Annotated in this window: 14 protein-coding genes and 1 tRNA gene; 10 read left to right on the forward strand and 5 right to left on the reverse strand. The window is 66.5% G+C overall.

Features of this window, described 5'->3' with window-relative positions; genetic code table 11:
• Positions 1 to 384: 384 nt before the first annotated feature.
• From QGN31_RS20100 to QGN31_RS20120, 5 genes are all read right to left on the reverse strand, one after another.
• Positions 385 to 1146, reverse strand: coding sequence for a DUF427 domain-containing protein (locus QGN31_RS20100; RefSeq protein WP_014941391.1), 762 nt, complete (start codon positions 1144 to 1146; stop codon positions 385 to 387).
• 83 nt (positions 1147 to 1229) lie between these two features.
• Entirely contained in the window at positions 1230 to 2027 is a 798-nt protein-coding gene (locus tag QGN31_RS20105) for a hypothetical protein (RefSeq protein WP_014941390.1), read from the reverse strand.
• An 84-nt stretch (positions 2028 to 2111) separates the two neighbouring features.
• Positions 2112 to 3329 carry a class I SAM-dependent methyltransferase gene (locus QGN31_RS20110; protein ID WP_014941389.1) on the reverse strand — a complete coding sequence of 406 codons (1218 nt, stop codon included), beginning with the start codon at positions 3327 to 3329 and terminating at the stop codon, positions 2112 to 2114.
• A 69-nt stretch (positions 3330 to 3398) separates the two neighbouring features.
• Positions 3399 to 3686, reverse strand: coding sequence for a hypothetical protein (locus QGN31_RS20115; protein WP_014381936.1), 288 nt, complete (start codon positions 3684 to 3686; stop codon positions 3399 to 3401).
• A 225-nt stretch (positions 3687 to 3911) separates the two neighbouring features.
• Positions 3912 to 3985 (reverse strand) — tRNA-Leu (locus QGN31_RS20120).
• A gap of 350 nt (positions 3986 to 4335) precedes the next feature.
• Here QGN31_RS20120 and QGN31_RS20125 point away from each other — a divergent pair.
• The 10 genes from QGN31_RS20125 to kdpB all read left to right on the forward strand — a co-directional run bounded on the left by QGN31_RS20125 (position 4336) and on the right by kdpB (position 13897).
• Positions 4336 to 5217, forward strand: coding sequence for a PPE family protein, SVP subgroup (locus QGN31_RS20125; RefSeq protein WP_014941386.1), 882 nt, complete (start codon positions 4336 to 4338; stop codon positions 5215 to 5217).
• 58 nt (positions 5218 to 5275) lie between these two features.
• Positions 5276 to 6430 carry a PPE family protein gene (locus QGN31_RS20130; RefSeq protein ID WP_014383967.1) on the forward strand — a complete coding sequence of 385 codons (1155 nt, stop codon included), beginning with the start codon at positions 5276 to 5278 and terminating at the stop codon, positions 6428 to 6430.
• A gap of 161 nt (positions 6431 to 6591) precedes the next feature.
• Positions 6592 to 6888, forward strand: a complete 297-nt coding sequence (locus QGN31_RS20135) for a WXG100 family type VII secretion target (RefSeq protein ID WP_003874404.1) — start codon at positions 6592 to 6594, stop codon at positions 6886 to 6888.
• Positions 6889 to 6929: 41 nt separating this feature from the next.
• Positions 6930 to 7214 carry a WXG100 family type VII secretion target gene (locus tag QGN31_RS20140; protein WP_008254256.1) on the forward strand — a complete coding sequence of 95 codons (285 nt, stop codon included), beginning with the start codon at positions 6930 to 6932 and terminating at the stop codon, positions 7212 to 7214.
• A gap of 227 nt (positions 7215 to 7441) precedes the next feature.
• Positions 7442 to 8215 carry a response regulator transcription factor gene (locus tag QGN31_RS20145; RefSeq protein WP_009954125.1) on the forward strand — a complete coding sequence of 258 codons (774 nt, stop codon included), beginning with the start codon at positions 7442 to 7444 and terminating at the stop codon, positions 8213 to 8215.
• Positions 8212 to 9747, forward strand: a complete 1536-nt coding sequence (locus tag QGN31_RS20150; protein ID WP_014379347.1) for a sensor histidine kinase — start codon at positions 8212 to 8214, stop codon at positions 9745 to 9747. The genes QGN31_RS20145 and QGN31_RS20150 overlap by 4 nt, the downstream gene beginning before the upstream one ends.
• A 159-nt stretch (positions 9748 to 9906) precedes the next feature.
• On the forward strand, positions 9907 to 9990 hold the full coding sequence (locus QGN31_RS20155; RefSeq protein WP_008254247.1) for a hypothetical protein: 84 nt from the start codon (positions 9907 to 9909) through the stop codon (positions 9988 to 9990).
• The gene (locus QGN31_RS20160; protein WP_051019700.1) at positions 9987 to 10076 is read left to right on the forward strand and encodes a potassium-transporting ATPase subunit F; all 90 of its coding nucleotides are present in this window, start codon (positions 9987 to 9989) and stop codon (positions 10074 to 10076) included. The genes QGN31_RS20155 and QGN31_RS20160 overlap by 4 nt, the downstream gene beginning before the upstream one ends.
• Positions 10077 to 11747, forward strand: coding sequence for a potassium-transporting ATPase subunit KdpA (gene kdpA, locus QGN31_RS20165; RefSeq protein ID WP_014941385.1), 1671 nt, complete (start codon positions 10077 to 10079; stop codon positions 11745 to 11747).
• A complete protein-coding gene (gene kdpB, locus QGN31_RS20170; protein WP_014941384.1) occupies positions 11747 to 13897 on the forward strand; it encodes a potassium-transporting ATPase subunit KdpB in 2151 nt (716 codons plus the stop codon). The genes kdpA and kdpB overlap by 1 nt, the downstream gene beginning before the upstream one ends.

The raw sequence follows: 13897 nt of genomic DNA on the forward strand, positions 1-13897 counted from the left end.
TTGCTGTGTTCGTCGGCCCTGGTGGCCAAGTGGCGCCGCCGCACACACGCGACGATTTGGCCTCCGGATCCACCGGCTTTCAGCACCGAAAGGCGCTGACGAGACTGGTTTTCGGTAGTCTACTGACCAAAATTCGCCTTAAAGCAGTTCAAAATGCTCGACGTTAGCTACGTCACTCCGCGCACTCAGGTTCTGCTCAGACTTTCAATCACGCTGTATCGCAATCGCTTACCCGTAGCGAAACGCATGCAAACCCTCTTCCGGCGGATTTTGCCTACACCGCTAACGATTCGCGTTTCCGCTCGACCGAGGCTTTAGTAAGGAATTCTCAGGATTTGCCGTCAGCGAGGCGAATATCACACCGCCGCGATTCGGCCGCCGCCGCTAGCTGAACTGCGTCTGCGGCCGCGCCAATGGGGCCCCGTCGACGACGATGTCGACCTTTTCGTTGTAGAAGGCGATCAGGCCGGCGATCTGACCGACCGCGGGCAGCGGATAGTGGTAGGTCCACGCCAGGTCCTCGTGCACGATGTCACCCACTCGCACCGACCAATATCCCGACGTCGTTCCCTTGTACGGGCACAACGTCTGTGTGGTGCTGGGTTGCAGGTGCTCGAAGACGACGTCGGTAGGATCGATGTAATACCTTGTGGGCAAGCCTGTTTCGAACAGCAACACGGGAGATTTGGTGTCCGCCAAGGTGATTCCGTCGAGCTCCACCTGGACATGGCGGTGCGAGCGCAGGGCGTCGACACGCGAATAGGGGTTGCGCGGGTGACCGTAGACCGGCTCGTCCTCTTCGAACCAGCGCAACGGATTCCATTCGAACCGCACGGTGCCCGCCAGCGGGCTGTCGCTGTCGGCGTCGAATACCCGTGCGGCGGACGCATGCGTCTGGCCTTCGGCCACCAGGGAGTACAGCCGCGACGGGCCGAATTGCACTGTCTGCGCGTGGTTCTCGTCGCGCAGGAACTCGGTACGGACGTCGGCCAGCGGAATGTAGTACTGCGGGTAATAGGGGACCTCCCACACGTAGCGCGCGGCGGTGGTGTCGAAGACCAGCGCGTCGCCGAGAAAGCCACGGACCCGCCGGGGCGCGGGCTCGATCCTGCCCCGGGCGGCGGCCATTTGCGGATAGTCGGTCATGGTCGGCCGTATCCGGACAGGTGGTGAATCCACACGATGCCCTCCGTCGGGCTGGACGCGTTCATCACGACTCCTTGTGGGGTTCAGTGCCGCTTGTCGCGCACCTTGTACGTCGACGGCCACGACTTGCGGGACTCGTCTCCGGTCAACGGGGTTCCCATCCCGCCGACCTTGACGGCGTAGGCCTCCTTGCCCGGGCCCACCTCTCGGTTGGCGTGTTCCTGGGCGAGGAAGTACAGCTCGTCGATGGTGGCCTCGTCGTAGGCGACGAAGGAGGTTTTTCGCGCCACATCGTCGATTCCGGCCAGCATCCGGTCGGGCAGCAGCCGCGAGGCCACCGCGGCCAGGCCCAGCAGCCCGAAGGGGATGATCCAGTAGCAGAGGAAGGACAGCGGGGTCTTGGTGTCCAGGATCAGGGCGGAGGCGTTCGCCGCGGGTCGTTGCACGATCGACGGGATGGCCGAGGAGACCGTCATGGCGGCGAACGTCGCGACCCAGACCCAGCCGAGGACCTGGACGACGCGGCCGAACAGCTCGGTTTTGGCGACGTCGGGCGCGTGCTCCGCGGCGGCGAACTCGGCCACGAACGGCTTGCCGACCAGCATCCCGACCAGCGTCACCACCAAGATCCCGGCGTTGCTGAGCGTCAGTAGCCACCGCTCGAGGAACGACTGACTGAGCGTGAAAGTCAACACGGCGAGGATCAAAAGCGCTGCGACAGAAGCGAAGTCAAAGAACTGCCACCGCCTGCCCGTCGCGCCGCCCAGGCCCAGGCCGGCGGCGGCGACCGCCAGCGCGACCAGTACCGCAGCGGCGAAGGGAACGTTTCCGACAAGGACCCAATACACGATCCACGGCGCGAGACCGAACAGCATGCCCATGCTGGGTCAGTGTATGAGTGACGGTTTGCTCCGGCGTGGGCAGGCCCAAAATGTTGGTCCGACGCTGAACCACGTCGCCGGGTGCTAATCCGACGACGTGTGCAGCGCCATCGCCAGGAAATCGAGGCGCCACAGCGACTGGAACAGCTGGTGCCCGAACTCGCGCACCCGCGTGCCGTCCTCCCGGCTGCCCTGGGCCACCGCATCGACGATTTCCCGTATGGTGCGCCGCCCGTCGACGCGCCGGACAAAGGCCAACTGGGCCGCGGTGAGTGTCAGCTTCGCGCCGGGAAGGTGAATCTCGTCGCCGGACAGCAGGCATGCCGTCCGCGGCAGGGGGACGTAATCGAGGGACGACGCCGTCGAGAAGTCGATCGCATAGTCCCGTGTCGGGCGTTCGGGGCGGCAGGCGAGGAAGAAGTGGGTGGCATTGGCCGGCTGCAGGCGTTCCATCACCGACCACAGCGTGGCGTCGGGCAACCGGTTCAACAGCGACTGAAACGGACCCGTCTGCGCAAAGAGCCCGTCGTGGGGGTAATACGGCGAATTGCGCAGCCAGCCCTGGAACGTCAGCCCGGCGGCGCCGACCAGCTCCAGGCATTCCTCGACGGTGTAGCTGCGTTGGCGGGCGTGCAAGAAGGTGTCGACCAGCGCGCCGTCGGACATCAGGTCACGCGCGCCGTGCAGGTAGGGACGGACGGGATGGTCGGGCGGCAGCGCCGCAACCGCCTCCTTGACCAGCTGAACCGACGCGTCGTCCTGCGACAGGCCGAGGTCGCGAAACGCCGATTCGAGCAGCTCCACGCCGAACCGGCCGTACTTGGCGTAGAGCATGACGCCCAGGGCGCCGTCTCTGCGCAGGCATCCACCGAGCGCGCTGAGCCCGGCCAACGGATCCGCCAGGTGGTGCAAGACGCCGGTGGAGACGATGAGGTCGAAGTCGCGGGACAGTGCCGAGACCTCTTCGATGGCCAGCAAATGCAGTTCCAGGTTGGTCAGCTGATGCTTGTCCTTCAGGTACCGCTGGTGATCCAACGCGGACCGGCTGACGTCGATCGCGACGACCCTGGCGGCGCGGTTCATGAAGGCGAAAACGGCCGCCTGGAACGTGCCGCAACCCGCGATGAGGATGTCGAGATCCGACTTGTATGCGCGGTTCGGCCACAACACGCGATGCGCATAGAAGGGATCGAACCAATCCCAATGGTTCTTGGTCCACGCCTCGAGATCGGTTACCGGGGGCGGATATTCCCACCGATCGTATTGGCGGGAGACGCCGTCAGCCCGCGGATCCTCGGACACCTTCGCGCTGGCTCCTTCGCGGTGGCGGCTCGCACAACGGTCTCGAGCAACTTACCGCGAGTGGGGTGTTCAGGGGCGGGTCGCCGTTGCGTCCCAGCCCTCGAGGTACGTGGACACGTCCTCGATGTCGTCGGCGCTTCTGCCGAGAATGCTTTTGACGGCCTTGCCGTGCACGTAGATCGTCACGGCCTGCGCGCTGGCCTTGTCGTCCTTGTTGAAACGCCTGACCAGCCACCGTTTGATGCTGTCGGAGATATCGGCCAGCAACAGCGACAGGAATTGGGTTGTCACGCCGGCGAGGATGTAGACGCTGACCGATTCCGGCGTCTGAACGGCGAACTTGCCGGAATCAGGCATTCGCAGGGTGACGTTGCGCCCTTCGCTGGCCAGCTCACTGCGCAGTGCGTCAACGTCTTGCCGGGAGCCCGGTTCGAAAGCCGTACGAATAGTTGGTCTGAGCAATACCGACGGCTGTCCATCCATCCCTGGACACTAGCCGCAAACCCGCACCGGCGCCGCGAGGCGGTGGATGCGGGCGTGGCGTCCATACGGCGCGCGTGCGTGTTTGGACGCGTTTCGCGGTGCCCCCAGTCGGACTCGAACCGACACTTGACGGATTTTAAGTCCGCTGCCTCTGCCAATTGGGCTATGGGGGCCCGGCGGCGAATCTAGCGCGTGAAACCCGAACACGGGGCATCGCATCCCGGCCGGTATTTGCCAGACGTCCAACATGCGGGGGCCGTGTCCATCGATTAGGATCCGCGCGCCGCGCGCGGTTTCTCCCTGTCCGCGCCCGCGATCAGATGACGTCCCGATGTCGTCCGACAGGGTCTTGTTAAAACTGCCGCCCTTGTCGTTAAGAAGCCGTAAACGACTGTAACCCCAGCTCATTGGGTGGGGAATGTGGAGTTGTGGCTCGCTAGCGTTACGCCAACGCACAGCGGCCGTTACGTGAACACACAGCGACCCACACCGGGGGTCGGCTCGTTCAGCATAGGAGCAACAGATGTCGTTTCTGACAACACAGACCGAGGAAATGCTAGCCGCGGAGACGTTGCTGTCCGGAATCAACAGCAACCTGGCGGCGCAAAACACGGGCGCCGCGTCGGCGACGACCGTCATCGCGCCCGCCGCCGCCGACCCGGTGTCGGCCCAGCAGGCGGCGATCTTCTCGGCGTATGGCGCCCAGTACCAGGCGATCGCCGCCGAGGCGCAGGCGCAGCTGGAGAAGTACTCGCAGACCCTGGGCATCAGCTCCAACAGCTACGGCGACACCGAGGCCGTCAACGCCAGCCAGGCCGCCGTTCAGGCTTTGGACGCCGCGGATTCCGGCACCGGCGCTGCCACGGGTTCCAACCCGATCGACATCCTCGCCTGGCTCCTGGGCTTCAACGGCCAGTCCAGCGGCGGCCTCGGTGGCATGTTCGGCCTGTCGAGCAACGGCGCCAACATCGGAAACATCGGCTTCGGAAACTGGGCGTCGGCCACGTCGAACCTCCTCGGCCTGGCCGGTGGCGGCCTGCTGGACACGTCCGCCGACGCCGGTGCGGCCGCCGCGGCGGACCTGGCCACCGATACCGCCCCGGCCGGCGTCGGGGTGGGTGGCGTGGCGGGCGTGGGTGCCATGCCGGCCGCCGCGATGGGCCAGGCAACCGTGGTCAACAAGCTCTCGGTGCCGCCGAGCTGGGCCGGTTCCACCCCGGTCGTGGGGTCGAGCGCCGCGCCGCTGCAGACCGTCGGCTGGACCGCCGCCGCGCCGCAGACCGGTGCCGGCACGGTGGTGCCCGGCATGCCCGGGGTGGGTGCGATGGGGCGCAACAGCGCCGGCTTCGGCGCGCCGCGCTACGGCGTCAAGCCGATCGTGATGCCGAAACCGGCGGCCGTCTAGGCGATCACGGCCACTCGTCAGACATCGAATCCGAACAGACAAGGAGCGGGAAACCCAGATGGTTCTTGACTTTTCAGCGATGCCCCCGGAGATCACCTCCTCGCTCATGTACGCGGGTGCGGGCTCGGCTCCGCTCATGGCCGCCGCGACGGCGTACGCCAACCTGGCCGCCGAGGTGAGCGCCACCGCCACGCAGTGGGAGTCGATCATCTCGCTTTTGACCACCGAACAGTGGACCGGCGGTGGGTCGGCCGCGGCGGCGGCCGCCGCCCAGCCCATCGTGTCCTACCTGACGGAGACGGCGACCACCCTCGAGCAGGCGAGCGCGCAGGCCACCGCGTCGGCGGCTGCCTACGAGGCGGCGTTCGCCGCGACGGTGCCCCCGCCGGTGATCGCGGCCAATCGCACGTTGCTGGCCACACTCGTCGCGACCAACTTCCTCGGCGTCAATTCGGCCGCGATCGCCGCGACCGAAGCGCAATACGCCGAGATGTGGGTGCAAGACGCCACCATGATGGCCGCCTATCAGGCCTCCTCGGCGGCGGCCGGGGTCCTCACCCCGGTGACGCCGCTGACGTCGACCACCGACCCGGCGCGAGCCGCGGCCGTGGACAACGGCGCGGTCGCCTTCGACGCGGCGAACAGTACGTCGCAGGCGGCCGGCCTGGACCTGTCGTCGCTCATCACGTCGCCAACGAGCAGTGGCGGCCTGCTGCAGTCCATCGACAACTTGATGGGCACCCCGTCGTTCCTGAACGCCACCAACGGCGCCGTCAACACCGCGGCGTGGTGGGTGTGTGCCACGATCCCGAACGCGGTGTCGCTGGGGCACACGCTGGGATCGGTGCCGTCGATTCCGTTCTCGCTGGCCGACTCCGTCGCGCCGGCGGCGGGCGCGGCCGCGATCACGCCCGGCACCACTGTGGGCTCGGTGTCGGGCGCGGGCGCATCGGCGGCGCTGGGCGAGGCCTCCACCGTGGGCCGCCTCTCGGTGCCGGCCGGCTGGAACGCGGCCGCCCCGGCGTCGTCGTTGGCGTCGGCCACCGCTCCGCTCGAGGGTTCGGGCTGGACGGCCGCGGCCGAAGCGGAGGGCGTCACCGCGATGCCCGGCATGCCGGGCATGGCGGCGGCGGCCAAGGGCGCCGGCGCCTACGGCGCCGGACCCCGGTACGGCTTCAAGCCGATCGTCATGCCCAAGCAGGTTGTCGTCTGAGGAGGGACGCTGATACGGGAATCAAGGGGGTACATGTCGCCCGTTTAAGGCGAACAATTAACCGGCAGGCCGTAATCTAGTTGAACCGCGGCCACCGCCGCATCAATTTCCATTGTTAAGACTTCGGCCGACTGAAGCTATCAAGATAGGAGACAGCCGAGATGGCAACACGTTTTATGACCGACCCGCACGAGATGCGGGCGATGGCGGGCCGTTTCGAGGTCCACGCCCAGACCGTCGAGGACGAGGCTCGCAAGATGTGGGCGTCGTCGATGAACATCGCGGGTGCGGGCTGGAGCGGCCAGGCGCAGGCGACGTCGTATGACACCATGGGCCAGGTCAACCAGGCCTTCCGCAACATCGTCAACATGCTCCACGGGGTGCGCGACGGGCTGATCCGCGACGCGAACAACTACGAGCAGCAAGAGCAGGCCTCGCAGCAGATCCTCAGCAGCTAGCCCAGAACTGCTGCTGCCCAACACTTTTAAGGAGTCATGTAATGAGCATTAACTACCAGTTCGGCGACGTAGACGCCCACGGCGCCCTGATCCGCGCCCAGGCCGCGTCCTTGGAGGCCGAGCACCAGGCCATCATTCGCGATGTGCTTGCTGCCGGCGACTTTTGGGGCGGTGCCGGTTCGGTCGCGTGCCAGGAGTTCATCACCCAGTTGGGTCGCAACTTCCAGGTGATCTACGAGCAGGCCAACTCCCACGGGCAGAAGGTTCAGTCCGCGGGCAACAACATGGCCAGCACCGACAGCGCCGTCGGGTCCAGCTGGGCCTGACGCCTCGTCTCTGTAAAACGGGGCCGCGCACCGACCGGTGTGCGGCCCCGTTTTGCATCTTCCGTGCACTCGACGAAACCCGCTCGGGCGCTGTCGTTTTGGAAGACGAATGCCCGTAACGCCTCAAGGCACAGCGCCTTTCGAAAGCGTCGGGAGACGCGCATACATTTGAGAATTCTATGAACTCCGTGACAATCCGGTGTGTGACCGGCCAGAATTGAAGGAATATGACCGCAACGGCCGGATACTCAGGCTCGCAGCGGCCCCGCCAAGCCATCCTGGGGCAGCTGCCGCGGATCAACCGTGCCGATGGCTCACCGATCAGGGTTTTGCTGGTCGACGACGAGCCGGCGCTGACCAATCTGGTGAAGATGGCCCTGCACTACGAGGGCTGGGTGGTCGACATCGCCCACAACGGGCGTGAGGCCATGGCCAAGTTCGAGAGGGTCAACCCCGACGTGCTCGTCCTCGACATCATGCTTCCCGACGTCGACGGGTTGCGGATCCTCGAGCGGGTGCGCCAATCCGACGTCTACACCCCGACGCTTTTCCTGACCGCGCGCGACTCGGTCATGGACCGGGTGACCGGCCTGACCGCGGGCGCCGACGACTACATGACCAAACCGTTCAGCCTGGAGGAATTGGTCGCCCGGCTGCGCGGGTTGCTCCGCCGCTCCGGCCAGCCGCCCACGCCGACGGCCGAAACCCTCATCGTCGGCGACCTGCGGGTCGACACCGCCAGCCGGGAAGTCACCCGCGGTGACACCGCGGTGTCGCTTTCCTCCACCGAGTTCGAGCTGCTGCGCTTCCTCATGCGCAACCCGCGGCGCGCGCTGAGCCGCACCGAGATTCTGGACCGGGTGTGGAACTACGACTTCGCGGGGCGCACCAGCATCGTGGATCTCTACATCTCGTACTTGAGGAAAAAGATCGACTCCGGCCGGGAGCCGATGATTCACACGGTCCGCGGCGTGGGGTACATGCTGCGGCCGGCGGAATGACCGAAGACAAGGCCGCGACATCCGGGATCTTTCCCCGGTGGTTTCCCTCGTCGCTGCGCCGCCAGCTCCTGTTGGGCGTGCTGGCCGTGGTCAGCGTGGTGCTGGTGACCGTCGGCATCGTTTCCGTGCTGAGCCTGCGCGGCTATGTCAACGCCATGAGCGACGCCGACATCGCCGAGTCCCTCGACGCGTTCAGCCACCAGTACACGAAATACCGCAACGGCGAACACACTTCGACGCATCCGGGCACACCGCCGATCGGACAGGCGATGCTCGAATTCACCGGACAGACGCCGGGCAACCTGATCGCCGTGCTGCGCAACGGCGTGGTGATCGGGTCGGCTGTCTTCTCCGAAGGCGAACCGAAACCCGCGCCTGCCGACGTCATCAGCGCGCTGGAAGGGCAGACGTGGTCCGGCGGCCCACCCCGGACCGAAATACTGGGCAGGCTCGGGTCTTATCGCCTGGACAGCACCGTGGACGGCTCCGACGTGCTCGTGGTCGGGATGTCGCAGAACCTCGCCGACCGGATCATCGCGCGCAAGCAGATCACCACGATCGCGCTGACCGCCGGGGCGCTGGCCCTTACCGCGGCTCTGACCGGGTGGGTCGTCGGATACACGCTTCGTCCGCTGCGCCGGCTCGGCGCGATCGCGGCCAACGTCGCCGCCATGCCGCTCGCCGACGACGACCACCGCATCAGCATCCGGGTACAACCGCAGGACACCGACCCGCAAAACGAGGTCGGGATCGTCGGCCACACGCTGAACCGCTTGCTGGACAACGTCGATGGCGCGCTGGCGCATCGGGTCGAATCCGATTTGCGGATGCGGCAATTCATCAGCGACGCCAGCCACGAACTGCGCACACCTTTGGCGGCGATTCAGGGCTACGCCGAACTCACCCGCCAGGACAGTTCGGAGCTGCCGCCCACCACCGAATACGCGCTGGCCCGCATCGAATCCGAGGCCCGGCGGATGGCGTTGCTCGTCGACGAGTTGCTGCTGCTTTCGCGGCTGGGCGAAGGGCAAGATCTGCAGTCCGAGGACGTCGACCTGGCCGCGGTGGCCAACAACGCGGTCAATGACGCGACGGTGGCTGCGCTGACCCACCACTGGGTCAAAGACCTGCCCGACCATCCGGTCTGGGTGCGGGGCGACCACGCCCGGCTGCACCAGTTGGTCAGCAACCTGCTGGGCAACGCCCGGGTGCACACACCGCCCGGGGTGACGGTGACGACCGGAATCACCTGCCACCGTGACGGTCCCGAACCGCCGTTCGTGGAATTGACCGTCACCGACGACGGGCCCGGAATCGACGAAGAGCTGCTGCCCAGGCTGTTCGAACGGTTCGTCCGCGCAGACAAATCGAGATCCGACGGCTCGGGCCACGGACTGGGCCTGCCGATCGTCAGTTCGATCGTCAAGGCCCATCATGGTTCGGTCACCGTCGAATCCACGGAGGACGAGACGGTTTTCCGGGTACGGCTCCCCCTGATCGACGGGCCGCCACGGGGCGTTAACAAACCGTAAAGGTGCACGGTAGCCCCGTTAGGAAACCGTCAACCACGCACCCTCACCGCACGCCACCCGGTTAGTTTCGATCGGACGTTGGCCCGCGGCTGTCGCGCGACGGTGGGGCTACTCGGAGTCCCTTGCGTATGCGCGTGATTGGCGCGGAACGGAGACGAGATGGGCGTGGCGGTGTACGTCGTGCTGACCGTGGCGGTGTTCGCCGCACTCGGCGTGGCTCAGAAGCTGGTCGAGCGGCTATGAACTACCAAAACACGGTCGGTTTGGTGCTTTCCGTCCTCGTTGCGCTCTACGTGGGTAGCGCCCTGCTGTTCCCCGAGAGGTTCTGAGTGAGCACGACAACGGCCGGGATCGTTTTCCTCGTTGTCCTCGTCGCGGCGGTGGCGGTTGTCCACGTGCCCTTCGGGGACTACATGTTTCGCCTATACGCCTCGGAGAAGGATTCTTCTGTCGAGCGGATGATCTATCGGCTGATCGGCGTCGACGCGCGCTCGGAACAGACCTGGGGGGCCTATGCCCGAAGCGTGCTGGCGTTCTCGTCGATCAGCATTCTGTTCTTGTTCGTCTTCCAACTCGTCCAGGGCAAGTTGCCGCTCCACCTGCATGATCCGGCCACCAGGCTGACGCCCTCGCTGGCGTGGAACACCGCGGTCAGCTTTGTCACCAACACCAACTGGCAGGCCTACTCCGGCGAGACGACACAGGGACATCTCGTGCAGATGGCCGGCCTGGCGGTGCAGAACTTCGTGTCCGCCGCCGTCGGGATGGCGGTGGCCGTGGCGCTGGTGCGCGGGTTCGCCCGCACCCGCACCGGCGAGCTCGGCAACTTCTGGGTCGACCTGGTGCGCGGGACGCTGCGGATCCTGTTGCCCGTCGCCATCGTCAGCGCGATCCTGCTGATCGCCGGTGGGGCGATCCAGAACTTCCACCTGCACGACCAGGTGGTCACCACCGTCGGCGGCGCCCAGCAGACGATCACCGGCGGGCCGGTGGCCAGCCAGGAGGTCATCAAGGAACTCGGCACCAACGGCGGCGGCTTCTACAACGCGAATTCCGCGCACCCGTTTGAGAATCCGACCGGCTGGACCAACTGGCTGGAGATCTTCCTCATCCTGGTGATCGGGTTCTCACTGCCCCGCACGTTCGGGCGCATGGTGGGTAACACCAAGCAGGGCTTCGCGATTGCGGCCGTGATGGCGACGCTGTACATGATCAGCACCACCTTCATGCTGTGGTTCCAGACGCAGCACCACGGCACGGTGCCGACGGCCGTCGGCGCGGCCACGGAGGGGGTCGAGCAGCGCTTCGGCGTCGCCGACTCGGGGGTGTTCGCCGCCGCGACGACGCTCACGTCCACCGGCGCGGTCGATTCCGCGCACGACTCGCTGACCAGCCTGGGCGGCATGATCACGATGTTCAACATGCAGCTGGGTGAGGTCGCGCCCGGCGGCACCGGCTCCGGCCTGTACGGCATGCTGGTGCTGGCGGTGATCACCGTGTTCGTCGCCGGGCTGATGGTCGGACGCACCCCGGAATACCTCGGCAAGAAGATCACCCCGCGCGAGATCAAGCTCGCCGCAAGCTATTTCCTGGTCACTCCGCTGATCGTGCTGGCCGGCACCGCGATCGCGATGGCATTGCCCGGCCAACGCGCCGGCATGCTCAACAGCGGACCGCACGGACTCTCCGAGATCCTCTACGCGTTCACCTCGGCGGCCAACAACAACGGGTCGGCCTTCGCCGGGCTGGGCGCCAACACCGACTGGTACAACACCGCTCTCGGCCTGGCCATGGCCATCGGCCGGTTCCTGCCCATCGTGCTCGTGCTGGCGCTGGCCGGATCGTTGGCCCGCCAAGGCAGCACACCGGCCTCGGCGGGCACCTTGCCCACGCACCGGCCGCAATTCGTGGGCATGGTCGCGGGCGTCACGTTGATCGTCGTTGCCCTGACGTTCTTGCCCATGCTCGCGCTCGGGCCGCTCGCCGAAGGGATTCACTGATGACCGCCACCGCGATCCAGCCGGCCGAGCAGACGCGACCGGCGGCGTCCACCGGCAGAAAACGGGTGCAGGGTGGCCTGCTCGACCCGAGGACGCTGTGGCGCTCGACCCCGGACGCGCTGCGCAAACTCAATCCCCGCACCCTGTGGCGCAACCCGGTGATGTTCATCGTCGAAATCGGCGCCGCCTGGAGCACCGTCCTAGCGGTCGCCGCGCCGAGCTGGTTCGCCTGGCTGGCCGTGATCTGGTTGTGGCTGACCGTGCTGTTCGCCAATCTCGCCGAAGCGGTTGCCGAGGGCCGGGGCAAGGCCCAGGCCGAAACGCTGCGCCGAGCCAAAACGCAAACCGTCGCCCGGCGGCTCAAGGACTGGGTACCGGGGGCCGCTGCGGTTGAGGAAGCGGTCGCCGCGGCGCAACTGCGACAGGGCGACATCGTCGTGGTCGAGGCCGGCCAGGCGATCCCCGGCGACGGTGACGTGGTGGAAGGCATTGCCTCCGTGGACGAATCGGCCATCACGGGCGAGTCGGCGCCGGTGATCCGGGAGTCCGGCGGCGACCGATCGGCGGTCACCGGCGGCACCACCGTGCTGAGCGACCGGATCGTCGTCAAGATCACCCAGAAGCCCGGCGAGAGCTTCATCGACCGGATGATCGCGCTCGTCGAGGGCGCCAACCGGCAGAAGACTCCGAACGAGATCGCGCTGAACATCCTGCTGGCCGCGTTGACGATCATCTTCGTCTTCGCCGTCGTGACCTTGCAGCCGCTGGCCATCTACTCCAAGGCGAACAACCCCGGCGTCCCGGATAGCCAGGCGCTGGACGCCGGCGGCGTGACCGGCATCGTGATGGTGTCGCTGCTGGTGTGCCTGATCCCGACCACCATCGGCGCGCTGCTGTCGGCCATCGGCATCGCCGGCATGGACCGGCTGGTGCAGCGCAACGTGCTCGCCATGTCCGGGCGGGCGGTGGAGGCCGCCGGCGACGTCAACACCCTGCTGCTGGACAAGACGGGCACCATCACGCTGGGCAACCGGCAGGCCGCCGCCTTCATCCCTCTCCACGGGGTGTCGCCCGAACAATTGGCCGACGCCGCGCAATTGTCCAGCCTCGCCGACGAAACACCCGAGGGCCGTTCGGTTGTCGTGTTCGCCAAGGAGCACTTCGGATTGCGTGCCCGCACACCGGGCGAGCTGTCACAGGCCCACTGGGTAGCCTTCTCGGCCACCACGCGGATGTCGGGCGTCGACCTCGACGCGCACCTGCTGCGCAAGGGCGCGGCCAGCTCGGTCGCGGAATGGGTGCGCGGCCAAGGGGGCAACGTCCCCGCGCAGCTCGGCGAGATCGTCGACGGCGTCTCCGCCGGTGGCGGCACGCCGCTGGTCGTCGGGGAAAGCGTCGATGGGCACGCGAGGGTGCTCGGTGTCATCCACCTCAAAGACGTCGTCAAGCAGGGCATGCGGGATCGGTTCGACGAGATGCGCCGGATGGGCATCCGGACGGTGATGATCACCGGCGATAACCCGTTGACCGCCAAGGCGATTGCCGACGAGGCCGGGGTCGACGACTTCCTGGCCGAGGCCACCCCGGAGGACAAGCTCGCGTTGATCAAGCGCGAGCAGGCCGGCGGCAAACTGGTGGCGATGACCGGCGACGGCACCAACGACGCGCCCGCCTTGGCGCAGGCCGACGTGGGTGTGGCGATGAACACCGGCACGTCGGCCGCCAAAGAGGCCGGCAACATGGTCGACCTCGACTCCGATCCCACCAAGCTCATCGAGATCGTGGAGATCGGCAAGCAGCTGCTGATCACCCGCGGGGCGCTGACGACCTTTTCGATCGCCAACGACATCGCGAAGTACTTCGCGATCATCCCGGCGATGTTCGTCGCGCTGTTCCCCGGCCTGGACCTGATCAACGTGATGCGGCTGCACAGCCCGCAATCGGCGATCCTGTCCGCGGTGGTCTTCAACGCGATCGTCATCGTGTTGCTGATCCCGCTCTCGCTGCGCGGTGTGCGGTACACGCCGAGCAGCGCGTCAAAACTGTTGAGCCGCAACCTGTATGTCTACGGTCTGGGCGGCATCGTCGCCCCGTTCGCCGGAATCAAGGCCATCGACCTGATCGTCCAATTCATCCCGGGGATGTCCTGA

It is taken from the genome of Mycobacterium sp. 2-64 (assembly GCF_035918375.1).
Lineage (GTDB): Bacteria > Actinomycetota > Actinomycetes > Mycobacteriales > Mycobacteriaceae > Mycobacterium > Mycobacterium intracellulare.